Genomic DNA, 24,039 nt, shown 5'->3' with positions numbered 1-24,039 from the left:
GATCCATGGCAAATGAAATTCTGATTGTCGATGATGAGGCCGATATTCGGGATCTCGTTGCAGGCATTCTCGAGGACGAGGGATTCGTCACCCGAACGGCACGCGACAGCGACTCGGCTCTGGCGGAGATTGCCAATCGCAGGCCGCATTTGGTGTTCCTCGACATCTGGCTGCAAGGCTCCAAGCTCGACGGCCTGCAGCTCCTGGAGCAGGTCAAGAAGGACAATGCCGATCTGCCCGTGGTGATGATCTCCGGCCACGGCAACATCGAGACCGCGGTCGCCGCGATCAAGCGCGGCGCCTACGACTTCATCGAAAAGCCGTTCAAGGCGGACCGATTGATCCTGGTCGCAACCAGAGCGCTGGAGAACTCGCGGCTCAAGCGCGAGGTCAAGGAGCTGAAGCAGCTCGCGCCGAGCGCAAGCCAGCTCGTCGGCCGCTCACCCAGCATGAACCAGCTGCGCCAGACCATCGAGCGCGCAGCCAAGGCCAACAGCCGCATCCTGATCGTCGGCCCTGCGGGCGCCGGCAAGGAATTGACCGCGCGCACGCTGCATACGGCCTCGGGCCGCGCCGACGGTCCGTTCGTCGTGATCAACGCAGCCGCGATCACGCCCGAGCGGATGGAGCACGAGCTCTTCGGCGTGGAGCAGTCCAATGGCGAGCAGCCGCGCAAGCCCGGCGCGCTCGAAGAGGCGCATGGCGGCACGCTGTTCATCGACGAGATCGCGGACATGCCGCGCGAGACCCAGAACAAGATCCTGCGCGTGCTGGTGGAGCAGTCGTTCCAGCGCGTCGGCGGCACCGCCAAGGTGCAGGTCGACGTGCGCATCATCTCCTCGACCGCGCGCAATCTCGAAGAGGAGATCGCGGCGGGCCGTTTCCGCGAAGACCTCTACCACCGCCTCTCGGTGGTGCCGATCCGCGTGCCCGCACTGTCGGAGCGCCGCGAGGACATTCCGGAATTGATCGACTATTTCATGGAGCAGATCTCGGCCGGCAGCGGCCTACCTAAGCGTCAGATCGGTCAGGACGCGATGGCGGTGCTGCAATCGCACGTCTGGCCCGGCAATGTGCGTCAGCTCCGCAACAACGTCGAAAGGGTCATGATTCTGGCCGCGGGCGGGCCGGAGGTGATCATCACCGCCGACATGCTGCCGCAGGACGTCGGATCCATGGTGCCGGCCATGCCGACCAGCAACAATGGCGAGCACATCATGGGCCTGCCGCTGCGCGAGGCGCGCGAGGTGTTCGAGCGCGACTATTTGATTGCACAGATCAGCCGTTTCTCAGGAAATATTTCTCGAACGGCCGAGTTCGTCGGCATGGAACGGTCCGCGTTGCACCGGAAGTTGAAGGCGCTCGGCGTCGGCTAGGGCGTTTGCGGCCAGCAGGGAGTGGATCGCGCCGAGAAAGCGCGTCAAAACAACAGTCTAGTGCGGGGTCTTGCGGCCTCGCGTCAAGCCAAGCGAGGAAAATCGTCGATTCCCGTAGTTTTCCGGGCATCAGGGCCGTTCCTGCCGCGTGAAGCGGCTTGCCTAATATCCCGACCTGTCTTCTAATCGAACCGCTGTTCCTCCCGAGGGGGATCTCATGAGGGACGGCAACCGGAGGAGGCCCCGAACCCACAAAGAGGGCCGCATCCGGCGCAATAAAAAGAAACTCAAAGCGAGAAAAAAACAATGGCGGCAGACCGCGCGCAAAACCTACAGGACACCTTCCTCAATCACGTTCGCAAAACCAAGACGCCACTGACGATCTTTCTGGTCAACGGAGTGAAGCTCCAGGGCATCGTGACCTGGTTCGACAATTTCTGTTTGCTGCTTCGGCGCGACGGTCATTCGCAGCTTGTCTACAAGCATGCGATCTCGACCATCATGCCGGGCGCGCCGATCCAGCTGTTCGAAGGCGGCGAGGACCAGCCGGCTTGAGAGTGATCTGATTGGAACCCCGGAATATCGACGGGGATGCCGACCGCCCGCGGTCGGCAGGGGCTAAGACGGGGCGGGTGCTTGTCATCGGCCCTTATTTGCGAATGCGCGCAGGCGGTGCCGACGCGCAATCGGAAAGCCATGTCCTTCCAAATCACGTTCAGCGGGACGCCGAGGCCCGGCTCGACGAAGCCGCGGGCCTCGCGCGCGCGATCGATCTCGTCATTGCCGATGCCATCATCGCGCCGATCAACCAGATCAGGCCGGCGACCTATATCGGCAAGGGCAAGGTCGAGGAGATCGCCGCGCTGGCCAAGAGCCTCGATGTCGAGCTCGTGGTGATGGATTGCGCGCTGGCGCCGATCCAGCAGCGCAATCTCGAGAAGGAGCTGCACGCCAAGGTCCTCGATCGCACCGGGCTCATCCTGGAAATCTTCGGCCGCCGCGCCAAGACCAAGGAGGGCGCGCTTCAGGTCGAGCTGGCGCATCTCAACTACCAGCGCTCCCGCCTGGTACGGTCATGGACCCATCTGGAACGCCAGCGCGGCGGTTTCGGCTTCATGGGCGGCCCCGGCGAGACGCAGATCGAAGCCGATCGCCGCCTGATCCAGGAGCGCATCACCAAGCTGGAGAGCGAGCTGAAGAAGGTGCAGGCGACGCGGCGGCTGCATCGCGCGGGACGGCAGCGCGTGCCGTACCGTGTCGTGGCGCTGGTGGGTTACACCAATGCCGGCAAGTCGACGCTGTTCAACCGCCTGACCCGCGCCGACGTGCAGGCGGCGGATATGCTTTTCGCGACACTCGATCCGACTTTGCGCGCCCTCACCCTGCCGCATGGCGGCAAGGCGATGCTGTCGGACACCGTCGGCTTCATCTCCAACCTGCCGACGCAGCTCGTCGCCGCCTTCCGCGCCACGCTGGAGGAGGTGCTGGAGGCCGACGTCATCCTGCACGTTCGCGACATCTCGCATGAAGATGCCGAGGCGCAGCAGAGCGACGTCGACGCGGTGCTGCGCCAGCTCGGCATCAACCCTGATGACTCAGGTCGCATCATCGAGGTCTGGAACAAGATCGACCGTTACGACCCCGACAAGCGCGAAGAGCTTCTGAACATCGCCGCGCGCCGGCCTGAAGACCATCCGGCCATGTTGGTCTCGGCCGTTACAGGCGAGGGCGTCGACGCATTGCTCGCCGCGATCGAGGAGCGCCTCGCCGCCAAGCGCACCACGCTCGACCTCTCCATCGACGCCGCCGACGGCGCCGGCATCAGCTGGCTGCACCGCAATGCCGAGGTGCTGTCAAAGGAGCTGCACGACGGCCGCTTCGACATGACCGTGCGGGTCGACGAGACCAAGCGGGATATCGTGGTGTCGAGGTTCGACGCGGTGCCGCATCACGCCATATAGTCGCGGCGCGCCCTTGGGGCCCGGGATCGGCCGCGTGACCGGCGAGAGGTCAAACTCGGCATCGATCGGCACACCCCCGCGCGCTCCACGCACGGGAGCGAGAATGAGGGCGGTCCTCAAGCTCGTCGGTCGCGGCGATCAGCACATCAGAACGGAATGGTCAGGCCCGGATGTTTGGCCTGCGCCCTGGTGTAGGCGACGCCGTGGACCTTGATCCCACGATCATCCAGCAACGAGATGATTCCGCCCTGGTTCGACAATTCCATCGGTCTCTCCACGACGATTGCGAGCGTGCCTCCGGCCGCGATCTTGCCCGACAGCGCCATTTTCTTCTTCTGCTTGTCGGCCAGCCTCCAGCCGGTGAGATCGATGTCGCGATCGGCCGTGTTGAGCAGTGTGACGATCTCGCGCTCCGGCGTCTTCACGGCGTTGACGAGCGCCCCAACGATGCGCACGAGTCCGTCCGGCATGTCTCCTGTCGGAGGAGCGGTCGGATCCAGCGGCGCTGTCGGCGTGCCGCCGCCGAGGTCAATCGGATGACCGGTCTCGTCGTCGGTATGCCAGGCCTGCGTCTGGAATTTGAGGAAGACCGCCGTCCATAGATTTTGCTCGGGAAATTCGAACACGAGGCCGCCATCCTGCCACGGCCCGTTGTCGCCCGAGAACCTTCCGATGGGATTTCCCTGATTCATATGGATATCGTGGATGCCGCGTCCCGGCCGGAAGCCGAAATAATTGTCGGCCCTGGTCTCGGGGCCCCATGGCTCGCCGAACGCATAGACCATCGCACTTTCATCCGAGAGTGCGCGCTGCACGAACTGGTCGAGCTTCTCGTTGAGGTCGTTGTCTGGCCCAGGCACCGACACCGGCAGCGGCACCATCTCCTGAGGCTGCATCAGATTACCGCGGATGAAGTCCAGCGCGATGCTGCCGGGCTGAGCGGACTGCGGGTGCAGCCCCTCCGGGAGCGCGGCGAGCCGTTCGGTGATCGGATGGACGAAACGAGACCGCACCAGGAATTCTACCTCGCTTCCGTCCGCCGACTGCACGTTGACGGCAATGCGGAAATCTTCGTCGCCGGCGACAATATGAACCTGATAGTGCGGCGACCTGCCGGTGCCGAAACGCATCGCAATTGGGCGTCCCTTGAGAACTGAATAATGTTTCAATGGCATCGCACTTCACCTGCCGTTGGGGTGGCTGCGTCAGAATTATTATACAACTTTAGACTGTCTGCGGCGACAATTTCATGGCGGCGGCTTGACGAATCTCTCTTTGCGAGCTGCCCGGGCCAGCAAATCGGGATGCACTGCTTACCGATGAGTGATGGATGCTGGTCGGATCTGTACGCTGCCGCACCTGGCTAAGTGGCGGTCTTCGCCTCATTCCACAGCGCGTCCATCTCCGCAAGCGAGGCCTGGTCCAGTGTCCGGCCCTGCGCCTCCAGCGCGCGCTCGATATAGGCAAATCGCCGCTCGAATTTCGCGTTGGTCGCGCGCAATGCGGATTCCGGATCGGCGCCGACATGGCGGGCGAGGTTGACGAGGGCGAACATCAGGTCGCCGGTTTCTTCCGCAATCTCCTGCTTGTCGTTGCGGTCGAGCGCGGCCTCGATCTCGTCGGCTTCCTCGCGGATCTTGCGCAACACTGCGCGCGGGTCGTTCCAGTCGAAGCCGACGGTGGAGGCCTTGCGCTGCAGCTCCATGGCCCGGGTGAGCGCGGGTTGGCCGGCCTTCACACCCGACAGCAGGGATTTGTGCGCCGGCATGTCCTCCGGCGGACGGCGCGCGGCGCGCTCGGCCTTTTCCTCGGCCTTGATGCGGTCCCAGACTTCCTTGACGTGATGCGAGGCAAGGTTGCCGTCCTTGTCGGCGAAGACATGCGGATGACGCCGGATCATCTTGCGGGTGATGGCCTCGACCACGTCGCCAAAATCGAATGCGTTCTGCTCCGATGCCATCTGGGCGTGGTAGACGACCTGGAGCAGGAGATCGCCGAGCTCCTCCCGGAGATCGTCGAGATCGCCGCGGGCGATGGCGTCGACCACCTCATAGGCTTCCTCGATCGTGTAGGGCGCAATCGTCGCAAAGTCCTGCTCGAGGTCCCAGGGACAGCCGGTCACGGGCGTGCGCAGCGCCGCCATGATCTCGATCAGGCGGGAAATGTCGCGGGAAGGGGTCATTGCGGGGCGATCTCCTGGGGCCGGAGCCTTATGCCAAAGGCGGGTCGCCGATCCCAGTGCAAGCAGACGGAACAGGCCGATTTCCACCGATTGGCGGGCACCTCACGCAATGCTAAAGCGCGGGGCATGAGTGACGCATTTTCCTCCGAAACCGCCCTGGTGCTGTTCTCCGGCGGCCAGGATTCCACCACCTGCCTCGCCTGGGCGCTGAGCCGCTTCGCCCGTGTGGAGACGCTGGGGTTCGACTACGGCCAGCGCCACGCCGTCGAGCTTGACTGCCGCGATCGCTTGTTCGAGGGCCTCAAGGGGCTGCGCGCGGATTGGGCCGCAAGGCTCGGCGAGAGCCATACGCTGTCGATCCCTACGCTTGCGGCCGTGTCCGAAACGGCCCTGACGCGCGACGTCGCGATCACGATGGGCGCGGACGGTCTGCCCAACACCTTCGTGCCGGGCCGCAACCTAGTGTTCCTGACCTTCGCTGCGGCGCTGGCCTATCGGCGCGGCATCAGCCATATCGTCGGCGGCATGTGCGAGACCGACTATTCCGGCTATCCCGATTGCCGCGACGAGACCATCCGCGCCATGCAGGCCGCTCTCTCGCTCGGCATGGCCAGAAAGTTCGAGCTGCATACCCCATTGATGTGGATCGACAAGGCCGCGACCTGGCAGCTCGCGCATGACCTCGGCGGCGACGGCCTCGTCGATCTCATCCGCGAGCACTCCCACACCTGCTATCTCGGCGAGCGCGGCGCGCAGCACGAGTGGGGCCATGGCTGCGGCGAGTGCCCGGCGTGCAGCCTGCGGGCGAAGGGCTGGCAGGAGTTCGCGGCGGGCAGATAATGCCAGCTAAAGCGCGATGCGATCAGGATGAATCGTCATCGCGCTTTAGGTTACTGTTTGAGCATGATCTTCTCGGAAATCCGCTACGCACTTTTCCGGATCATGCTCTAGAAGGTGTGCTGCACTTTCACCGAGATGTTGCGGCCGGTCTCCACCAGCGGATTTGTGAAGCTCCGCGGATAGGAGCGATTGACGAACGTCGACGCGTCGACATAGGCCGTGTTGAAAATGTTCTCCACGCCGAGGATCAGCTTGGTGTCGCCGAGTTGCGGCGAGACCAGCTTGCCGAGTTGAAGCGTCGCATAAAGCTTGGGAATGGCGTAGCCCGAGGTCGTGTATTCCTGCGCCGGGTCGATCCGGGTCTTGCTCGCGGCCCAATCGATCACGCCGAGGATCGAATAGGCGCCGTCCGGGTCAGCATATTGGATACCCACCCGCCCGCGATAAGGGGCGAGAAAAGGCAGCGGCGTGCCGGTCAGCGTGTTGGTACCGCGCAGCTGCGTGAAATTCGTGAACAGGTTGAAGGACGGCGTCATCTGCCAGCGCGCCTCCAGTTCGACGCCGGTCACCTCGGCCTTGCCGACGTTCCGAGACTGGGTGTAGCCGCCGACACCGTTGAGCGTCGTTGCGACCGTTTGAAGGAAGTTCTCGTAGTGCGTGTCGAACGCCGTGACCTTGAGCTCTGCATTGGCCGTATGAAAACGTGCGCCTCCTTCGTAGGTCACGCCGGTTTCCGGCTTCAGGTCCGGATTGGGAAGCTGAGTGGCCGTCACGGCAAACAGCTCGGAATTCGTCGGCTGACGAAACGAGGTCGCCACGTTGCCGAGCAGGTCGACGTTCGGCAGGACGGCATAGACGAACCCAAGGCTTCCGGTCGGAGCCGTCTGATCCACGTTGGTCTTGCTCGCATACAAGGCCCTGACATTCGCAGGAATGGTGGATGCGAGCGGCGAGGTGTCAGTGGTCGTGTTGAACCAGTCGAAGCGGCCCCCTGCGGACAGCGTCAGCGGCTGGACCGGCTTCCATTCGTGCAGGACGAACGTGCCGATGTTGGATTGCGTCGTGTCAGGGCCTTGCTTGGTGTAGGGCGAGACCACGTCGCTCGTCACGATCCCCGTCGTCCCATTGCGGATGATGGTCTCGGATGTTTGTTCGCTGCCCGGCCGCGCTTCCCGGAAGCCGTCGAGGCCGACCGTGGTCTTCGTTGCACCCCAGGGACTGAGCCAGGGAATTTCGGCCAGTGAGCGGCCGCCGATTACCAGGGGACCGATGACGTGGCTGGTGGACTTGACGGTCCTCGTGGCGATGCCCGCGGCGTTGATCGTGTTGTTGATGGTCGAGAGCTTCGTGTCGAAATAGTTGACGTAGAAAGAGCTCTCGACGTGCTTCACCAGGCCGTCGAGTTCGCCGGTATAGGCGACGCGCGCCGAATGCACCTGGTTGGGATCCTGCCGCACCTGCAGATATGGCGCGCCCGGTGCTCCGCCGACACCGCCGGCGCGCCCATCGACCTCGCTGTAGGAGCGCAGCGAAACCTCGATGCGCTGTCCGATATCGGGCGTGTAGCCGAGCTTGATGTTGCCGCCGACGCTCTGGTAGTCGCTGTTAGGCACCGTTCCGAGCGAAGTCTGGTAATCGCCACCCCAGCGCCCGGCAAAGCCACCGATGAAATCGAAGCCTTGTCCGGCGCCCTTGACCCAGTCATAGGTGCTGAACGAGTTGGCAGCACTGCCGTAGCCGGCTGACCAGCCGCCGCCCGTGAAGCGGAACGGGCCCGACGTATCGCCGCTGTACGATCGGGTCACGATGTTGACCAGTCCGGTCAGCGCCTCGCTGCCGTAGACCACGGAGCCCGGACCGCGGATCACCTCGACGCGCTCGACCTCGTCAGGCGCGAGATAGTTGAGCTGCAGCGTATTGCGGCCGCGGAAGCGATCGCCATCGATGAACATCGGCGAGCGGAAGCTGTTCGACGAGAAGCCGCGCAGATAGATCTGGCCGCCGATGCCGCCGGAGCGGGCGATCGAGATGCCCGGGACAGAGGCGAGAACATCGAGGAGGCCGGTCGGCGACGTCGCCTCGATCTGAGCACGATCGACGACGGAGATGCTCTGCGTCGGAGGATGGGGAATTCCCGCTTGCGGCAGCCTGCCGCCCATCGGCTTCACGGAATCGCTGTTCGTGCCTTCCGGGGCCGTCGCATTGGCCTGCCGGCCTGGCGCCGGCTGGACAACGGGGGAGGGAGCCTGTCGCGTCGCGCGGGCCGCACTCTGTCGTGCCGCGCGGCGCGGCTTCGCCGGTCTTCCTGCCTCCACCGTCACCGCCGGCAGCACGGATTGCTGTGATGAACCACTTGCAGTCTGGGCTTCCGCGATCACGCTCGATGCCGCCGTCACCACACAGGCGAGCCCGAAGCTCAGTTTGCAGGTCGATGAAAAAAACCAACTCCATTTGCATTCAAGCGTGGTCCTCGACAGCATCGACGATATCCCTCAGCATTCAGCCAGCCTCGGGCTCCTTATCTTGTCGTGATCGACGGGACCATGCTTCGCAGGTGAATCTGGAGCTATTCAAATCGTGCCGATGGTTGTGCTCATCGATCGGGCGTTCGATGCGCGCAACACGATCAGCATCGTCGTCATCGATCCGCGCTCTTTTGAACGATTCCAGTTCTGCGAGCCGCACTTGCGGCACGCGCCGAACGATTTGCTTTTGCGTTTTCCTTCCATCGCACTATGTAGCCATGTCTGCGGCGCCACTGATCGTCATTGTCGCCCGAGGTTCTTGGATTCATGCTGCCATCGCCGCGTCGTGGAAGACCATTGCTGGGCTTGGGAGCGATCCTCGTGGTTGCGCTCGGCGAATTCGGCTCGGCTCATGCGATCGATCTAACCGACCAGCGTAACCGCAAGCTTACGTTCAGCCGTCCGCCGGAGCGCCTGGTCATCATCCCGATCCCGGCGCCGTCGACCTTCATGGCAATCGATGGCAGCGAGAAGAAGATCGTCGGCATGAACGAATACGCCGCGCGCGCCATGCAGGAGGGCATTGCCGGAAAGCTGTTTCCGGGCTTCAGGCAGATTCAGACGGGCGTGACGACCGGGGGAGATGCATCGAATTTTGCACCGAATGTGGAGACGATCCTCGCGTTGCGACCGGATGCGATATTCCAATGGGCCAACAACAGTGACGTCATCGGACCATTGGATCGGACCGGAATCCCCGTCGTCGGAATGCGCGTCGGCTCGTTCGAGAACTACGTCGAATACGTGAGGTTGATGGGAAAGATCGCGGGCAGGGAAGACCGTGCCGACGAACTTCTGGGAAAGCAGCAAGAGATCCGTCAGTCCCTTGCCTCGCGGTTTGCCGATCTGCCGCCGGCGCAGAGGCCGCGCGTCCTCTACTTCAATCGTACCACCAACGTGCTGCGCGTCAGCGGCCAGGGAACGGCGCAGGATCTCGCCATTCAACTGGCCGGCGGACAGAACGCGGTCGGCAGCACGAGTTCGATCAGCACTGTGACCATCGAGCAGATCCTGGCTTGGAATCCGCAAGTCGTCCTGCTCGGAAACTTCGATTCGGCGATGCCGTCCGATCTCTATCGCGATCCGCGCTGGCAGGGCGTCGATGCGGTTCGCGCTCGTCGCGTCTACCGCGTTCCGCTCGGCGGCTATCGTTGGGATCCGCCAAGTCATGAGTCGGCGCTCGGGTGGCTCTGGCTGGCGGGCCTGCTGCATCCCGAACGCGCGCAGGTGAACATTCGCAGCTCGGTGAGGGATTGGTTCGGCTTCCTCTACGACTACAAGCCGACGGACGAAGAGATAGACGGCATGCTGTTTCTTCGCGAGAACGCCAGCTCGACCGGCTATGACGCCTATCGGGCTCGTTGATGGGAAGCGCGATCTCACGAGTGGCCGCGAGAGCCCAATCGCCGGGCGAACGATCCTATGCCTTGCTCTACGTCGCGCTTGCCGCGAGCTTGGTTCTCGTCCTGCTGTGGTCGGTTGCGTCGGGGCGGTATCAGGTCCCGTTCAACACGGTGCTGTCGATCATCCTGTCGCACCTGGTCGCCGTCAAAGCAACGTGGACCGCGACCGAAGCGGTGGTGGTCGAAACGGTACGGCTGCCGCGCGTGCTCACCGCCGCCGTCGCCGGTGCAGGCCTGGCACTCTGCGGTGCGGTGCTGCAGGCCATCTTCCGCAATCCGCTGGTCGGACCGCAAACGATCGGCGCATCCTCCGGTGCGGCCCTCGGAGGCGTCACCGTCATCTACCTCGTCGGGTTCGGGCCGCTGGTCCAGATCGGGGCGTTTGGAGGAGCTGCCCTGGCGCTGGTGGCCGTCCTTGCGTTTCATCGCAGCGACAATCTCTCGCCGATCCTTACGCTCGTCCTGGCGGGGGTGGTCGTCAGTGCCTTTTGCAGCGCGCTGGTCGGCCTTGTAACCTATCTGGCCGATCCTGAGACGACGTTGCAGGTGATCGTGTTCTGGTTGTTGGGCAGCTTTGCGTCTTCGACCTGGCCGCAATTCGGACTGGTTGCAGTCTGCACCGCGTTCGCAACCGCCGTTCTCATCGGGATGCGGTGGCGCGTGAACGTTCTTTCGCTTGGCGACGACGAGGCTCGCACCCTCGGCGTCAATCCGGTTCGCGACCGGTTGATTTTGCTCGCCGCGGCGTGTCTTGCGATCTCGTCCCAGGTCGCGGTTAGCGGCACCATCGGCTGGGTGGGACTCATCATTCCCAACCTGGCGCGCATGATGGTCGGCGCGGATAACCGCCGGCTTCTGCCGGTGTCGACGCTGCTCGGCGCCATCTTCCTGGTTGCGGCCGACACGCTCGCGCGGTCGCTCACACCGGCAGAAATCCCGGTCGGCATCATCACGGCGCTGGTCGGCACGCCGATTTTCGCGCTGCTCCTGCGGCGCAGCACGAGGAGTGGCGTCGCATGATCCGCATCGACAATGCAGGCCACAGCTACGGATCCGGACCCTGGCTGTTCCGCGGGCTGTCGGCGACGTTTCCTGCGGGCAAGATCGCGGCCATCCTCGGGCCCAATGGCTGCGGCAAAACCACCCTGCTGAGGGCGATCGGAGGGACGCTGACGCTCAGGGAAGGACACGTCGAGATCGACGGCCATGTGGGCTTCGTTCCGCAGGCCCTGACGGCGGACCAGTCCTACGACGCCCTCGACATGGTCCTGCTGGGCCGCAGCCGCTATCTTGGAAGGTTCAGCTCACCGGGCCGCCACGACCGGGACCGCGCATATGCGTGTCTGGAGGTGGTGGGCCTCGCAGTCCACGCGCAGCAGCGTTACGACCGGCTCAGCGGCGGGCAGCGGCAGCTCGTCCTGCTGGCCCGCGCGCTCGCCAGCGACTGCAAGGTGCTGGTGCTGGATGAGCCGGCTTCGGCACTCGACATCGCCAATCAGGGTGTCGTTCTTCGTCTGCTGCTGCGTCTTGCAGGCTCGCTTGGCCTGACCGTGCTCTTCACGACACATCACCCCGATCATGCAATCGGCATCGCCGACACGACGTTGCTGATGCAGCGGGACGCGACGCACATCGTAGGGGAGACCGAGATGGTGCTGACTGAAAGCAATCTCGCAAGGATGTATGGCGTTCCGGTACGACGCGTGAACGTTCATGCGGACGAGGAGACGGCATCCGCGATCGTGCCGCTGCACGGCTTGCGGGGCAAAGCCACGGATCTGCCGGCGCGTTGAGATCAGATGCCGCCGCGACCCGGTCGGAGGGCCTTCTCCCTTGCCCAGGGCAGGAAGCCGTCGAGAAGCTTCGTCGCTGCCGGCATGAAGTTGCTGCCGTGATGGTAGAACGGGTCAAGCGTCGAAACGAGCATGCGACCGGGCAGGGTGACGCGATCCTCGTAAAGCAGCGCGCCGCCACTGTCGCGGCCTTCAGGATCGGCCGGAACGTCGATCAGCGCCCGAGCCCCGGCAGGCGGGGTCAGCACGCCGTGGAAGTGCCAGATCGTGTTTTCGAACGGCACCGCCTGGAAGAGCTCGTGGTCGGGCGCCAGCAGGCGGTTCGGCGGACGCGCGTCCTTGTCGAGCCACCACCAGAAATTGGTGGGTCGCGCCGCCCATGTCACACCCGGCAACCATGTGTCGGCGCGATTTTCGCCGAATACGACCAGCGTGTGCCCGGCTTTCGCAAAATCGATCAGAACATCGCGCCTGGCGCGCAGGACGTTCGGATTGATGCGATCGGGAACGATCAGGAACGTGACGCCGGCCAGGGCCTCGGTCGTGAGCTCCGGGGCGTAGATGGTCTTGTCGAACAGCTCCCGGTAGCGCCCGCCGTGAATAGCCGCGTGATGGTAGAAGGTGCCGCCGTCGAGGATCGCCAAGCTCATTGAACCTCTCGTCCCTCGGCGACCCATTGCATGATCCGGGGCGCCAGCTGCTTGTCGTCGCCGCCGAAGCTCCAGAGGTCATTTCCCCCGTGGAAGAGAACGCGACCTCGGCGGACCGGGTAGATGAAGTCGAGCGGCAGGTCCGGCTTGCCGAGCGCATGGATGATTTGCGCATCGGCCGGCGCATCATGCCAGACCCGGCCATAGAAACCGGACACGCCGCGGCGGAAGGTCAGATCATGCGGATCGATGCCGTGCCAGATTGGGTGCTCGGCGACGCGCAGCACGGTGATGTCGCTGAGCCTGTAATTGTCGATGGTGTGAAAACCCGCCATGCGCGGAAGGTAGGGATAGGCGTAGTGGCCGTTGGCGACGACGACACCGCCGCCAGCGAGGTATTCCTCGATCTGGCGCGCGCGAGAAGCCAGGAAACGCTGATCGCTATGCATGCTCACGAACAGGACGCTGAAATCGACGAGGTCGATCTCCGGCAGCGAATAGATGTCGCGGAGCAGAACTTCTGCTTCCGTCCTCGCACTGGTCAACGCATGCAGCGACCCGTCGTCATAGCCGAAGCTGAGCGCCAGTCCCGGCTTCATGCGTCAGCTCACACGCGTCGTGAAGAGGGTTTCCGGCTCCCTGGCGAGGACGTCCTGGGCAACGGAGCGCTTCAATGCACTCAGCTCATGCTCTTGCGCCGTGCTGCGATCCTTGGTGAAGACGAGTTCGAAAAATCGGGCAGGCAAAACGTCCGGCCGCAACGCGATCTCGGCGGTGCGCTCACCCAGGGTCACTCGAAAGCTGTAGGAAATGTCGTGGCCAGATACAAATCTCGCGTCGGGCAACGACCGGTCGACGATGTAGGCGCCACGCGTCACGGCGCGGGTGATGACCTCGAAGGCGTCCCGCACACCCGGACCAGGATGTCCGCTGACGATGCTCATGTCGCGCCGCGCCGGCACGGCTTTCGGCGACAGCAGGGCGAACGCAGCCCGCTGCGCCTGGAACACGATCGCGGCCATGGCGAGCGCGGATTGGCCATGATAGGCGGCCACCATCGGAAAGCCGATCTCGATGGGCTCCTCCTCGGCCATGATGGTGATCGTCGGACCTTGTCTGATTGGCTCGCTCACGGATCCCTGCGACGAAACGGTTGTTACGCGCATCGGTTATCCCGCGCGTTCGTCCGGGGTCAACAGCCTCAAATTAGATTCAGTTCAAAGCGCGAGCCGGTGAAATGGCTCTCCCGCGCACAAGGCTCGAGCGGTCATCCCAAGGGACCAATGGGAATCGCGCGCGACCACCATGTCTCCGTGTCGCCCAGCTAGCCGAAATCCTCCGGCCGCAACTCGATCGGCTTGCCGTGCGGCGTGCGATCGGCGGCGTGGTCCCAGGCGTCGCGATAGCGGTGCAAGGTCTCCATCGAGGCGACACCCTTCCGTGAGACGAGGCCTTCCAGCGTGGCGAGCCAGTGCAGATAGTAGGTTTCGCCGGTATCGGGATCGCCGGCAGCCTGCGCTCGCTTGATCTCGTCGGCGAGGGCGGCGGCCCATTCCGGCCAGGTGAACACGCCGCGTTCGTAGAGACTCAAGGCCATCGCAAAAGCGTGCGCCTCCCATGGCGCGCGGAACACCGGGCCGTCGTCGTCGCGTGGAATGCTCGGGATGGCCGCTGCCGCGGCGGCCGCCAGCGCGCTGCTCATTACGCCGGATCCAGATAGGGCTCGAATGCGTCGATCGAAACCTTCAAGGTGGGATCACCGTCCTCGCCCCAGAGATCGCGGCCTTCGAACACCACCGTGTAGAGCCATTGCGGATGCTCGCCGCGCTCCATCGCCGTCGTGTCAGGAAAGACGTGGCAGCCGTGGTTGAGCTCGACCACGCCGACATGACCGCGGACGTAGCGCGGCAGCCGCGTGTGCGTCGCCGGATGGATATTCTTCGCCCTCACGCGGTCGCCGATGCTGAATTTCGCCGGCGCCGGGGCGGGGCGGCCGAACTTGCCGCGCACCATGACGCGCTCGACGTTCGCGAGGTCGAACTTGCCGTGCTTGAGCGCCTTGCCGGGTTGCATCGCATGGCCCGCGGCGACTTCCTCGCGGGTGAGGTAGCCCTTGTCGATCAGCATCTCCTCGAGCCCGAGAAACCATTTCTTGTAATAAGAGCTCGACAGATAGACGTGCGGCGGCAAGGTCTCGCGATAGAAGCGCGAGGTGTCGATGTTGAAGGCGCCGGCCGCACCCATCGCGCGCACCATGGCCAGCACGCGCGACTCCCATTCCTCGTGAAACATCGGCTCGTTGGGCTCGGGCTCGACCTTGCCGAACCCGTCCATGCCGCCCATGTCGTGCACGCCGTTCACGACGGTGCTCCCGGCGCTTTGGGGAAACCGGTGCCGATCATGGAATCGCGGGTGACGAGCTCGGCGAGTTGTTCCTCGCTCCAGCCCTCGGTACCTTCGGGCCGCATCGGCAGCACCAGGAAGCGCGTTTCCGCCGTGGAATCCCAGACCCTGATTTCGATGTCCGTGGGCAGAGTGACGCCGAAATCGGCGAGCACGCCCCGCGGGTCCTTCACGGCGCGGGAGCGATAGGGCGCAGCCTTGTACCAGACCGGCGGCAATCCCAGCATTTCCCAGGGGTAGCAGGAGCACAGCGTGCATACGACCATGTTGTGCCGCCCGGGCGTGTTCTCGACCACGACGAGATGGTCGCCGACGCGGCTGACATGGCCCAGCGTGCCGATCGCCTTGGTGCCGTCTTCCAGCAGCGCCGCCTTGAATGCCGGATCGGTCCAGGCCTTTGCGACCACGCGCGCGCCATTGTGCGGGCCGATCCTGGTCTCATAGGCCTGGATGATGGCATCGAGCGCGGCGGGCTCGACATAGCCTTTTTCGGTCAGGATCGTCTCGAGCGCGCGCACGCGCAGCTCGGTGTCCGACAGTTCGGAATGATCGTGGTGGTGGTGGTCGTGATCGTGGCTCATGGTGGCAAAGAATAGGCGCAATGGCCGGGACCTGTCGAGTATGCCTTGCGGCGCGACCGGGTCCCATATTCGTGAGAGCGGATGTAGGCTAGAATCGCAGCAAGCCAAGTTGGGAAAGCCAGGTTGGGAGGCGTTCGGTGATGGACTATGTGAAGATCGAGAAAGGCCTTGGGCCCGAAGGGCGGATCGCGGTGGTGCGTTTCGATCGAGGCGACGGCATCAACGCCCTCTCGCCCGAAGCGCTGCGCCAGCTGACCGCAGCGGCACGAAGCTTCGAGGACGACGCTGCGACCTCGGTGGTCGTCTTGACCGGCAGCTCGGGCGCCTTCAGCGCCGGCTTCGACCTCAAGGACGCCGAGGGACGCTCGCGCAAGGAGATGGATCTCGGCACCCTGCGGCGGCATCTCAAGCTCGGCCCGCGTCTGACCCATGCCTGGCAGGAGATGGAGCAGATCACGATCGCGGCGATCGAGGGCTTCTGTGTCGGCGGCGGAGTCGCGCTGGCCGTGGCACTCGACTTCCGCATCATGGGGCGCAACGCCCATCTGCGTGTGCCCGAGATCGGGCTGGGCATGAACATGAGCTGGCAGAGCATCCCGCGCATGCTGCACCTGATCGGCCCGGCCCGCACCAAGCAGGCGGTCATTCTGGCGGACGAGCGTATCAGCGCGGACGAGGCCTATGAATGGGGCTTGGTAGAGCAGGTGACCGATCCCGGCCATGCCTTCGAGGCCGCGATGGATCTCGCCCGAAAGGTCGCCGCGCAGCCGCCGCTCTCGGTCGCCATGACGAAACTCACCGTGAACCGCCTTGCGCATGCCTTGGACGATCTCGCCAGCCACATGGACGTCGACCAGTTCGCGCTGGCAAGCCTGAGCGAGGACCACAAGGAGGGCGTCGAGGCATTCCTCGGCCGCCGCAAGCCCCGGTTCAAGGGGCGGTAGCCCGTCCCGCCGACAGACCTTAACGTCAGGCAGATGGATTTTTCTTAGCTCGGCGGCGATCGGGAAAACTTCATCCATCTGCCGGCAAATATCTGAAATTGCAAGCAAGACTGGAAAAGGCGATGGTGCGTGCTGCGATGCAGCGCGGCGGCCCTCGGAAGGCAGTGTGCTGCTGCTTCACCTCCCAGTCGCCGATGCGACCGGCTCTCGTTTGCCCTGTCGGGCCGGCGAGGGAACTATTGTGCATGAAGGCTTTCCATGAACGCTCACCAATCGCTTGCCGTCGGACAGCCGATCGGGCCGCCTGAAGCGGTTTCACTTGCGCAGGTCGAGCCGGACGCGATGGTCCGTTTCGCCGGCATCTCGAAGACTTATCCGGCCTATCGCGGCAAGCCCGGCGTCAACGCGCTGCAAGACATCGACTTCGCGATTCCCCGCGGTTCGATCACCGGCGTGATCGGCCGCTCCGGCGCCGGCAAGTCGAGCCTGGTGCGGCTGATCAACGGCCTGGAAAAGCCGACCACGGGCCGCGTGATCGTCGACGACAAGGATATCTCGGCACTGACCGGCCGCGAGCTTCGGTTGGCACAGCGCTCGATCGGCATGATCTTCCAGCACTTCAACCTGCTGTCCTCGCGAACCGCCGCCGACAACATCGCGCTGCCGCTCGAGATCGCCGGCTGGACCAAAACCGATATCAAGGCTCGTGTCGCCGACCTGCTCGCGCTGGTCGGTATCGCCGACAAGCACGACCGCTATCCTTCGGAACTCTCCGGCGGCCAGAAGCAGCGCGTCGGCATCGCGCGAGCCCTCGCCACGCGGCCGAGCGTGCTGTTGTCGGACGAGGCGACCTCCGCGCTCGATCCGCAGACCACGCGCGCGATCCTCGACCTGCTGGCGAACATCAACCGCGAGCTCGGCGTGACCATCGTGCTGATCACCCACGAAATGTCCGTGGTGCGCCAGCTTGCCAAGGAAGTGGTGGTGCTCGATGCCGGCCGCATCGTCGAGAGCGGCCATGTCGCCGACATCTTCACCCATCCCAAGCATGCGATCACGCAGACCTTCCTGGCCGAGGTGATCGGCGACAGTCTCCCGGTCTCGCTGGCGAGCCGGATCGTCTCGGCGCCGTCCGCCGGCGGGCAGGCCGTGATCCGCGTCCAGGTGCGCGGGGCAGGGGCCGGAGATACGGTGGTGGCCCGGCTCGCCCGCGAGCTCGGGCTCGACGTCGCGCTGCTGTCCGCCCGCATCGACGAGATCGGGGGCCAGCATGTGGGCTCGCTCACGCTCGGAATTCCCGATGGCGAGGGCGCGGTGACGCGAACGCTCGCCTGGCTCTCTCAACATCAATTCTCGGCGGAGCGTCTCGGCTATGTCGCCTGAACTCGTCAACCTGATCGTCCAGGCCACGGGCGAAAGCCTTTACATGGTCGGCATCGCCGCGGCGCTCGGCACCGCCTTCGGTCTGCCGCTCGGCGTCTTCCTTGCCACCAGCCGCAAGGGCGAGCTGTTCGCGGCGCCCATCGCCAATCGCGTGCTCGGCATCGTCGTCAATGCGACTCGGTCCACGCCTTTCATCATTCTGGTCGTCGCCATCATCCCGTTCACGCGCCTCGTTGCCGGCACCTCGATCGGATCGACTGCCGCGATCGTGCCTCTGACCATCGCCTCGACGCCGTTCATCGCGCGGCTGGTCGAAGCCGCGATCCGCGAAGTCGACGGCGGCCTGATCGAGACGGCTTCCTCGTTCGGCGCTTCGCCGCTTCAGATCGTGTTCAAGGTCCTGATCCCCGAGGCGCTGCCCGGCCTGCTGCTGGCGCTGACGCTCGCGGTCGTGAGCTTGCTCGGCTACTCCGCCATGGTCGGCGCGGTCGGCGGCGGGGGGCTCGGCGATCTCGGCATCCGCTACGGCTACCAGCGCTTCATGCCGGAGATGATGCTCGCCGTCGTGGTCGTGCTGATCGCACTGGTGCAGATCGTCCAAAGCGTCGGCGACTATCTCGCTCGCCGGGTCAACCGCCGGCTGCGGCATCGCTGAATTCAACTTGCTGAAACTGGAGACTTCAATGCGCTTTCTCGCAACCCTTGCGGCTGCAGCCTTGCTCGCCACCACGGCCCAGGCCGAAACCATCCGGGTCGGCGTCACCGCCGGTCCTCACGCGGAAATCCTCGATGTCGTGAAGAAGGTCGGCGCCGAGCGCGGCATCGACATCAAGGTGGTCGAATTCACCGACTACGTGATCCCGAACCAGGCGCTGGCGCTGAAGGATCTGGAAGCCAACTCGTTCCAGCACGAGCCGTATCTGAAGAACCAGATATCCAAGACCGGCTGGAAGATCGTCAAGGTCGCCAACACGATCGGCTCGCCGCAGGGCGTCTATTCGCAGAAATACAAGAAGCTCGGTGATCTGCCGGAAGGCGCACGCGTCGCCATCGCCAACGATCCCTCCAACGGCGCGCGCGGCCTGATGATCCTGGCGCTGCACGGCGTGATCAAGCTGAAGGACCCGAACAACGTCGCTTCGACCATCGCCGACATCACCGAGAACCCGAAGAAGCTCCGCTTCGTCGAGCTCGATGCCGCCCAGCTGCCGCGCGCGCTCCAGGACGTCGACCTCGTCTCGATCAACAACAATTACGCCGTCCAGGCCGGCCTCAATCCCGCCACCGACGCGATTGCGCGCGAAAACCCCGATGGACCCTGGGTCAACATCCTCGCCGTGCGCGAGGAGGACAAGGACAAGCCCTGGGTGAAGCAGCTGATCGCCGTCTACCACTCCGATGCCGTGAAGGCGTTCGTGGAGACGCGCTTCAAGGGGACATATCTGCCGACCTGGTAACGGGCTCGGCCTGCATAGACGCCCGCTGGCGATCTGCTTGCCATGTCTTTCGGAAGGTGCGCGTCAGGCCGCCAGCCTGGCGCGCCGCAGCGTCTGTGAAGGCAACTCGGCAAAGTGGCGCTTGTAGTCGAGCGAGAACTGGCTGAAGTGCCAGAAGCCGTGCCGCACCGCCACGTCGTAGACCGAGGTCTCGTTGCCTGCGGCGCGCTTGAGATCGCGCCGCACGCGGTTCAGCCGCATCGCGCGCCAATAATGCATCGGGCTCGTGCCCAAGACCTCCTGGAAGCAATAGCCGAGCTTGCGCGGGCTGGCGCCGACCGCTTTGCAGACCTCCAGCAGCGAGAGCGAGCGATCGCCGCTGCCATGCATCAGCTCGCGGGCACGATCCACGGTCCGCTTGCGAGCCGCAGCGCTGCGGCCGGGAGGGCTCGGGCGTGCGGTCGGCAGCATGTCCATGATCTCGACGAGAAGGGCGTCTTCCAGGGCCTGCCGCGCGGCCGGATCGTTGAGCGCGTCCGGAGCGGTCGTGATCGTCGCCTGAACGGCGGCCAGATGCGCCCGCAGACGCGCGACCGGCGCTTCCGCCATTTCGATCACCTGCAGCCGGTGCCAGGCGGTGCGCGGCAGCTCGATGTCGAGCCGGGCCGCGAGCCCTGCGATCAACATCGTGCTGGCAACGACGCCGCGCAGCTCGAAGGCCTTCGGCGTGCACATGTCGATTTCGGCGTCGATGCTGGCCAGCACACGGGCGCCGCTGGCACCGGTCCCGTTGCAGCTGAGCTCGCCGTCGCCGTGCCAGGGCAGGCCGATGGCGAAACTGTCGGCGCCAAGCTGGCCATATTGGCGGACCTGCTGGCTGGTGATCTCGCGGAACACCTCCAGCCGGGGCAGGGAGAGTTGCGTGAAGCTGCCTCGAAACGTGCCGGCGCTGATCTGATCGTAGCTCAGCCGCCAGCGGCCGAGGCTGGCGCAGTGCTCATCGACATCTGTACTATCTGCCTGCAGCAGGCCGGCAGCCGAGTCCTGGATCGAAAGAGTTGCCCCTAAGGTCATGGCAGTACGTCAAAATCCTTGAAGCCCGCGGCGAGCAAGAGCTGCGCCAGACTGGCACGGCCAAAGGCGCTGTCCAGCAAAATATTGCCGGATCTCGATAACGCCTGACAGCGCCCCGGTGCAGGCTTCCGTCCGGCCGTTCCGACATCGCAGCCGGGGCGGCGCTTCGCGGAGGGATCGAGATGCGACCGACCGATATCATGCGCGGCAGCCCGCCTGCATCCGAAGCTCAGGTCACGCGCGCCAATTGGCGCAGCTTTCCCGCGATCCGCTGGGGTTTTACCCACACCCGCGAAGTGCTGCCGACCGCAGAGATCCGCCGCTCCGCTCACCCGACGCCGATGAGAAGCGCCCCGCACGAACTGGCAAAGCTCGGTTTCACCGGGCCTGATGGCAAATCGACGACGATCGAAGCCGCGTTGCGCGAAACCTTTGCCGATGCGCTCCTCGTCATGCACCGGGGCACGCTGATCCATGAGTGGTACGGTGACGGCATGAGCGCCACCACGCCGCACCTGATCTGCTCGATCAGCAAGGCGATCGCCGGCACGCTCGGCGGCGTGCTTGCCGCGCGCGGCCTGGTCGATCCGGAGGCGAGGGTGCTGCGCTACGTGCCGGAGCTGGAGACATCGGTCTACGCCGGCTGCACCGTCCGCAACTTGCTCGACATGGCCGTCGCCATCGCGTTCGAGGAGGATTACGAGGACCCCGCCGGCGACGTCGCGCGCTATCGGTTCTCCTCGGGCTGGGACCTGCCGCCGCCGGGCATCGACCCCGGCCATCAGCGCGCTTATCTCACGACGCTGCGCGGCACGGGCAAGCCGCACGGCAAGGTGTTCCACTACGTCTCGCCCAATACCGAGGTGCTCGGCTGGGTCTATGAACGCGCCTGCGGGATGCCCTACCATCTCGTTCTCTCCGAATACCTCTGGCAGCCCCTTGGCGCCGAGGAGGACGGCTCCCTCACGCTCGACAGCCACGGCATGGGCCGCATCGCCGGCGGCATCTCGGTCACCGCGCGCGACCTCCTCCGCTTCGGCGAGATGATCCGCTGCCGCGGCGTGGTCGAGGGCCGGCAGGTGGTGCCGGGCTGGTGGATCGACGACATCCGCGAGAACGGCGATCCCAAGGCGTGGGCCGACGGCGACCTCGCCGAGTTCTTCCCCGGCGCGCGCTATCGCAGCAAATGGTTCACGATCGATCCTTCGCGCAACGCGCTCACCGCGATCGGCATTCACGGCCAGCACCTCTATGTCGACCTCGACTCCGACACCGTCTTCGTCAAGCTCGCAACACAGCCCAAGGCAATGGACGTGCCGATCGACCAGCACTGGTTTGCCGCCTTCCGCGCCATCACCACACGTCTCGCCTGACTTATGGACGCCCCCCATGCTTGAAACTACCAAAGCCGATCTGCGAGCGCAGACCGCGACACCGCATCCGCTGGATCCGCTGACCGCAGACGAGATTGCCGCGGCTTGCGCCTTGGTGCGGGCGGCGTCCGCCTCAGCGGCGAACTGCCGCTTCCCGACGGTGCGGCTGGAGGAGCCGACCAAGCAGGAGCTGGCCGCAGGCGAGGTAGGGCGCCGCGCCTTCGCGTTGACGCTCGACGTCGCGACCGGCGAAGCGATCGAGCATATCGTCGACCTCGGCCGCGGCGAGATCGTCGGCCGCAAGGTCGTGCCGAACCGCGAGGCGCCCTACGGACAGCCGCCGGTGATGCTGGAAGAGTTCTTCAAGTGCGAGGCCGTGGTGAAGGCCGATCCCGCCTGGCGGGCGGCGATGGTTCGGCGCGGGCTGACCGACAAGGACATCGAGCTGGTCCAGGTCGACCCGTTCTCATCCGGCTTCTTCGACAATGCGTTCGAGCGCGGCGCGCGTATCGTGCGCGCGGTAAGCTTTTTTCGCGAGCATCTCCAGGACAACGGCTACGCCCACCCGATCGAGGGCGTGGTGGCCGTCGTTGACCTGATCGGCGGCAAGGTCATCGAGCTCACGGACGAAGACCCGATCGTGCCGATTCCGCGCAAGAAACGGAACTACGGCGCGCACGAGATGCAAAACCCGCGCACCGATATCAAGCCGCTGCACATCGAGCAGCCCGAAGGGGCGAGCTTCAAGGTCGAGGGCTGGAAGGTCGACTGGCAGAAGTGGAGCTTTCGCGTCGGCTTCACGCCGCGCGAGGGCCTCGTGCTGCATCAGCTCGCCTACCAGGACGGCGCGCGCAGGCGGTCGCTGATCTACCGCGCCAGCGTCACCGAGATGGTGGTGCCTTATGCCGATCCGACCGCGAACCATTTCTGGAAGTCGGCGTTCGATGCCGGCGAATACGGCCTCGGCATGCTCGCCAACGCGCTCGAGCTCGGCTGCGACTGCCTCGGCAACATCCACTATTTCGACGTGCCTGCCGCAGACAACAAGGGCGAGCCCTTCGTCATGCAGAATGCCATCTGCATGCATGAGGAGGATTACGGAATTGCCTGGAAGCACTACGAATTTCGCAACGGCCTGTTCGAGGTGCGCAGATCCCGGCGGCTCGTGATCTCGTTCTTCGCCACCGTCGGCAATTACGATTACGGCTTCTACTGGTATCTCTACCAGGACGGCACGATTCAGCTGGAGACGAAACTCACCGGCATCATCCAGACCGCCGCGGTTCAGCCGGGCGAAAAATACCGATGGGGCGGCATGGTCGACGACAATCTCGGCGGTCCCACGCACCAGCACTTCTTCAACGTCCGCCTGCACATGGATCTGGACGGCGGCGGCAATACCGTCACCGAGCACGAGTTCGTGCCGCGGCCCTGGGGCGACGACAATCCGCACGGCAACGTGTTCGACACCACCACGCGCGTGCTGTCACGCGAGCGCGACGCTGCGGCCATCGCCAATGGCGAGACCGGCCGGTTCTGGAAGATCAGCAATCCCAACGAGACCAATTCGGTCGGCGGTGCACCGGCCTACAAGCTCGTCGTCAATCCGAGCCCCTTGATGCTGGCGCAGGAGGGCAGCTATGTGCGCAGGCGCGGCGGCTTTGCGACCAAGCACGTCTGGGTCACCGCGTTCGACGCGTCCGAGAAATACGCCAGCGGGGACTATCCGAACGTTCACGCCGGCGGTGACGGCCTGCCGCGCTATGCCGCGCAGAACCGCAATATCGAGAATGCCGACATCGTGGTGTGGCACTCCTTCGGCCACACCCATGTCTGCAAGCCCGAGGACTTTCCGATCATGCCTGTCGAATATGCCGGCTTCGTGCTGAAGCCAACCGGGTTCTTTGCGGCGAATGCGGCGGGCGACATCCCGCCGGACCGCAACAGCCGCAGCGTGCTGGCTGGCGAGGAGAAGGGCGACAGCAGCTCTTGCTGCAACAAGCACCGTCCGAGCGCGGCGGACGGAGCGATCTGATCGGCGGCGTGGTCGTTCGCGGGATATCGGACTTGAGTGAGGGCAAGGGTCCCTCGATGACTCGACCGGAAACACAATCC

The 24,039-nt window shown here is 64.6% G+C and carries 24 protein-coding genes; 13 read left to right on the top strand and 11 right to left on the bottom strand.

The features are described from left to right. Positions 1–5 precede the first annotated feature (5 nt). The 3 genes from ntrX to hflX all read left to right on the top strand — a co-directional run bounded on the left by ntrX (position 6) and on the right by hflX (position 3,337). A complete protein-coding gene (gene ntrX, locus AC3WLX_RS01840; protein WP_025036297.1) occupies positions 6–1,376 on the top strand; it encodes a nitrogen assimilation response regulator NtrX in 1,371 nt (456 codons plus the stop codon). Between the two features lie 306 nt (positions 1,377–1,682). Continuing rightward, a complete protein-coding gene (gene hfq / locus AC3WLX_RS01835) occupies positions 1,683–1,931 on the top strand; it encodes an RNA chaperone Hfq (RefSeq protein WP_007591126.1) in 249 nt (82 codons plus the stop codon). 11 nt (positions 1,932–1,942) lie between these two features. Further along, positions 1,943–3,337, top strand: coding sequence for a GTPase HflX (hflX, locus tag AC3WLX_RS01830; RefSeq protein WP_492334469.1), 1,395 nt, complete (start codon positions 1,943–1,945; stop codon positions 3,335–3,337). Positions 3,338–3,483: 146 nt separating this feature from the next. Here hflX and AC3WLX_RS01825 read toward each other — a convergent pair whose 3' ends face one another. Together AC3WLX_RS01825 and mazG are read right to left on the bottom strand one after the other, a co-directional pair. Then, on the bottom strand, positions 3,484–4,512 hold the full coding sequence (locus AC3WLX_RS01825) for a DUF2278 family protein (protein WP_492334468.1): 1,029 nt from the start codon (positions 4,510–4,512) through the stop codon (positions 3,484–3,486). 188 nt (positions 4,513–4,700) lie between these two features. After that, positions 4,701–5,519, bottom strand: coding sequence for a nucleoside triphosphate pyrophosphohydrolase (gene mazG / locus AC3WLX_RS01820; RefSeq protein ID WP_492334467.1), 819 nt, complete (start codon positions 5,517–5,519; stop codon positions 4,701–4,703). 126 nt (positions 5,520–5,645) lie between these two features. Here mazG and queC point away from each other — a divergent pair, with 126 nt between their 5' ends. Continuing rightward, positions 5,646–6,359, top strand: coding sequence for a 7-cyano-7-deazaguanine synthase QueC (gene queC, locus AC3WLX_RS01815; protein ID WP_492334466.1), 714 nt, complete (start codon positions 5,646–5,648; stop codon positions 6,357–6,359). A gap of 107 nt (positions 6,360–6,466) precedes the next feature. On the opposite strand, the gene AC3WLX_RS01810 is transcribed toward queC, so the two are convergent. Beyond that, positions 6,467–8,839, bottom strand: coding sequence for a TonB-dependent receptor (locus tag AC3WLX_RS01810; RefSeq protein ID WP_492334465.1), 2,373 nt, complete (start codon positions 8,837–8,839; stop codon positions 6,467–6,469). A 90-nt stretch (positions 8,840–8,929) separates the two neighbouring features. Beyond that, positions 8,930–9,118: a hypothetical protein gene (locus AC3WLX_RS01805; protein ID WP_492334464.1), complete on the bottom strand. Its 189-nt coding sequence runs from the start codon at positions 9,116–9,118 to the stop codon at positions 8,930–8,932. Between the two features lie 63 nt (positions 9,119–9,181). On the opposite strand from AC3WLX_RS01805, the gene AC3WLX_RS01800 reads away from it, so the two are divergent. From AC3WLX_RS01800 to AC3WLX_RS01790, 3 genes are read left to right on the top strand one after another with little or no spacing between them, the layout of a single operon-like run. Then, on the top strand, positions 9,182–10,249 hold the full coding sequence (locus AC3WLX_RS01800) for an ABC transporter substrate-binding protein (protein WP_492334463.1): 1,068 nt from the start codon (positions 9,182–9,184) through the stop codon (positions 10,247–10,249). 20 nt (positions 10,250–10,269) lie between these two features. Continuing rightward, positions 10,270–11,307: a FecCD family ABC transporter permease gene (locus tag AC3WLX_RS01795; protein WP_492334462.1), complete on the top strand. Its 1,038-nt coding sequence runs from the start codon at positions 10,270–10,272 to the stop codon at positions 11,305–11,307. Beyond that, a complete protein-coding gene (locus AC3WLX_RS01790) occupies positions 11,304–12,080 on the top strand; it encodes an ABC transporter ATP-binding protein (RefSeq protein ID WP_492334461.1) in 777 nt (258 codons plus the stop codon). Before AC3WLX_RS01795 ends, AC3WLX_RS01790 begins: the two co-directional genes overlap by 4 nt. A gap of 2 nt (positions 12,081–12,082) precedes the next feature. Here AC3WLX_RS01790 and AC3WLX_RS01785 read toward each other — a convergent pair whose 3' ends face one another. From AC3WLX_RS01785 to nthA, 6 genes are all read right to left on the bottom strand, one after another. Further along, positions 12,083–12,730 (bottom strand): hypothetical protein, encoded by a 648-nt coding sequence (locus AC3WLX_RS01785; protein WP_492334460.1) that lies wholly within the window; start codon positions 12,728–12,730, stop codon positions 12,083–12,085. Beyond that, the gene (locus AC3WLX_RS01780; RefSeq protein WP_492334459.1) at positions 12,727–13,329 is read right to left on the bottom strand and encodes a hypothetical protein; all 603 of its coding nucleotides are present in this window, start codon (positions 13,327–13,329) and stop codon (positions 12,727–12,729) included. Before AC3WLX_RS01780 ends, AC3WLX_RS01785 begins: the two co-directional genes overlap by 4 nt. Positions 13,330–13,332: 3 nt before the next feature. Further along, complete coding sequence (locus AC3WLX_RS01775) at positions 13,333–13,824, bottom strand: hypothetical protein (protein ID WP_492334458.1); 492 nt, start codon at positions 13,822–13,824, stop codon at positions 13,333–13,335. 230 nt (positions 13,825–14,054) lie between these two features. After that, positions 14,055–14,432: a nitrile hydratase accessory protein gene (locus tag AC3WLX_RS01770; protein ID WP_291629187.1), complete on the bottom strand. Its 378-nt coding sequence runs from the start codon at positions 14,430–14,432 to the stop codon at positions 14,055–14,057. Continuing rightward, the gene (gene nthB / locus AC3WLX_RS01765) at positions 14,432–15,091 is read right to left on the bottom strand and encodes a nitrile hydratase subunit beta (protein ID WP_492334457.1); all 660 of its coding nucleotides are present in this window, start codon (positions 15,089–15,091) and stop codon (positions 14,432–14,434) included. Before nthB ends, AC3WLX_RS01770 begins: the two co-directional genes overlap by 1 nt. Next, positions 15,088–15,714: a nitrile hydratase subunit alpha gene (nthA, locus tag AC3WLX_RS01760; RefSeq protein ID WP_291625263.1), complete on the bottom strand. Its 627-nt coding sequence runs from the start codon at positions 15,712–15,714 to the stop codon at positions 15,088–15,090. Before nthA ends, nthB begins: the two co-directional genes overlap by 4 nt. 137 nt (positions 15,715–15,851) lie before the next feature. On the opposite strand from nthA, the gene AC3WLX_RS01755 reads away from it, so the two are divergent. The 4 genes from AC3WLX_RS01755 (at position 15,852) to AC3WLX_RS01740 (ending at position 19,498) form a co-directional block, all read left to right on the top strand. After that, positions 15,852–16,658 carry an enoyl-CoA hydratase/isomerase family protein gene (locus AC3WLX_RS01755; protein WP_492334456.1) on the top strand — a complete coding sequence of 269 codons (807 nt, stop codon included), beginning with the start codon at positions 15,852–15,854 and terminating at the stop codon, positions 16,656–16,658. Positions 16,659–16,916: 258 nt separating this feature from the next. Then, a complete protein-coding gene (locus AC3WLX_RS01750) occupies positions 16,917–18,041 on the top strand; it encodes a methionine ABC transporter ATP-binding protein (RefSeq protein ID WP_492334455.1) in 1,125 nt (374 codons plus the stop codon). Next, a complete protein-coding gene (locus AC3WLX_RS01745; RefSeq protein WP_492334454.1) occupies positions 18,031–18,696 on the top strand; it encodes a methionine ABC transporter permease in 666 nt (221 codons plus the stop codon). The genes AC3WLX_RS01750 and AC3WLX_RS01745 overlap by 11 nt, the downstream gene beginning before the upstream one ends. Before the next feature lie 28 nt (positions 18,697–18,724). Next, on the top strand, positions 18,725–19,498 hold the full coding sequence (locus AC3WLX_RS01740; RefSeq protein ID WP_291625253.1) for a MetQ/NlpA family ABC transporter substrate-binding protein: 774 nt from the start codon (positions 18,725–18,727) through the stop codon (positions 19,496–19,498). Between the two features lie 63 nt (positions 19,499–19,561). On the opposite strand, the gene AC3WLX_RS01735 is transcribed toward AC3WLX_RS01740, so the two are convergent. Next, complete coding sequence (locus AC3WLX_RS01735; RefSeq protein WP_492334453.1) at positions 19,562–20,551, bottom strand: helix-turn-helix domain-containing protein; 990 nt, start codon at positions 20,549–20,551, stop codon at positions 19,562–19,564. A gap of 182 nt (positions 20,552–20,733) precedes the next feature. Between AC3WLX_RS01735 and AC3WLX_RS01730 the strand changes: the two genes are divergently transcribed. Beyond that, positions 20,734–21,924, top strand: coding sequence for a serine hydrolase domain-containing protein (locus AC3WLX_RS01730; protein WP_492334452.1), 1,191 nt, complete (start codon positions 20,734–20,736; stop codon positions 21,922–21,924). A 16-nt stretch (positions 21,925–21,940) separates the two neighbouring features. Further along, the gene (locus AC3WLX_RS01725) at positions 21,941–23,959 is read left to right on the top strand and encodes a primary-amine oxidase (protein ID WP_492334451.1); all 2,019 of its coding nucleotides are present in this window, start codon (positions 21,941–21,943) and stop codon (positions 23,957–23,959) included. Positions 23,960–24,039: the final 80 nt, after the last annotated feature.

This window comes from Bradyrhizobium sp. FW305-F6 (genome assembly GCF_058782905.1).
This window is presented reverse-complemented; position numbering and strand designations above follow the sequence as displayed.

Bases quoted from the DNA above. Each gene is read 5' to 3' on its own strand.
- AC3WLX_RS01770 (WP_291629187.1), bottom strand. From the start codon at position 14,432: ATGAGCAGCGCGCTGGCGGCCGCCGCGGCAGCGGCCATCCCGAGCATT.
- AC3WLX_RS01790 (WP_492334461.1), top strand. From the start codon at position 11,304: ATGATCCGCATCGACAATGCAGGCCACAGCTACGGATCCGGACCCTGG.
- AC3WLX_RS01750 (WP_492334455.1), top strand. From the start codon at position 16,917: ATGAACGCTCACCAATCGCTTGCCGTCGGACAGCCGATCGGGCCGCCT.
- AC3WLX_RS01725 (WP_492334451.1), top strand. From the start codon at position 21,941: ATGCTTGAAACTACCAAAGCCGATCTGCGAGCGCAGACCGCGACACCG.
- AC3WLX_RS01740 (WP_291625253.1), top strand. From the start codon at position 18,725: ATGCGCTTTCTCGCAACCCTTGCGGCTGCAGCCTTGCTCGCCACCACG.
- AC3WLX_RS01775 (WP_492334458.1), bottom strand. From the start codon at position 13,824: ATGGCCGAGGAGGAGCCCATCGAGATCGGCTTTCCGATGGTGGCCGCC.
- AC3WLX_RS01825 (WP_492334468.1), bottom strand. From the start codon at position 4,512: ATGCCATTGAAACATTATTCAGTTCTCAAGGGACGCCCAATTGCGATG.
- queC (WP_492334466.1), top strand. From the start codon at position 5,646: ATGAGTGACGCATTTTCCTCCGAAACCGCCCTGGTGCTGTTCTCCGGC.
- ntrX (WP_025036297.1), top strand. From the start codon at position 6: ATGGCAAATGAAATTCTGATTGTCGATGATGAGGCCGATATTCGGGAT.
- AC3WLX_RS01735 (WP_492334453.1), bottom strand. From the start codon at position 20,551: ATGACCTTAGGGGCAACTCTTTCGATCCAGGACTCGGCTGCCGGCCTG.
- mazG (WP_492334467.1), bottom strand. From the start codon at position 5,519: ATGACCCCTTCCCGCGACATTTCCCGCCTGATCGAGATCATGGCGGCG.
- hfq (WP_007591126.1), top strand. From the start codon at position 1,683: ATGGCGGCAGACCGCGCGCAAAACCTACAGGACACCTTCCTCAATCAC.
- AC3WLX_RS01810 (WP_492334465.1), bottom strand. From the start codon at position 8,839: ATGCTGTCGAGGACCACGCTTGAATGCAAATGGAGTTGGTTTTTTTCA.
- nthA (WP_291625263.1), bottom strand. From the start codon at position 15,714: ATGAGCCACGATCACGACCACCACCACCACGATCATTCCGAACTGTCG.
- AC3WLX_RS01745 (WP_492334454.1), top strand. From the start codon at position 18,031: ATGTCGCCTGAACTCGTCAACCTGATCGTCCAGGCCACGGGCGAAAGC.
- AC3WLX_RS01730 (WP_492334452.1), top strand. From the start codon at position 20,734: ATGCGACCGACCGATATCATGCGCGGCAGCCCGCCTGCATCCGAAGCT.
- AC3WLX_RS01780 (WP_492334459.1), bottom strand. From the start codon at position 13,329: ATGAAGCCGGGACTGGCGCTCAGCTTCGGCTATGACGACGGGTCGCTG.
- AC3WLX_RS01785 (WP_492334460.1), bottom strand. From the start codon at position 12,730: ATGAGCTTGGCGATCCTCGACGGCGGCACCTTCTACCATCACGCGGCT.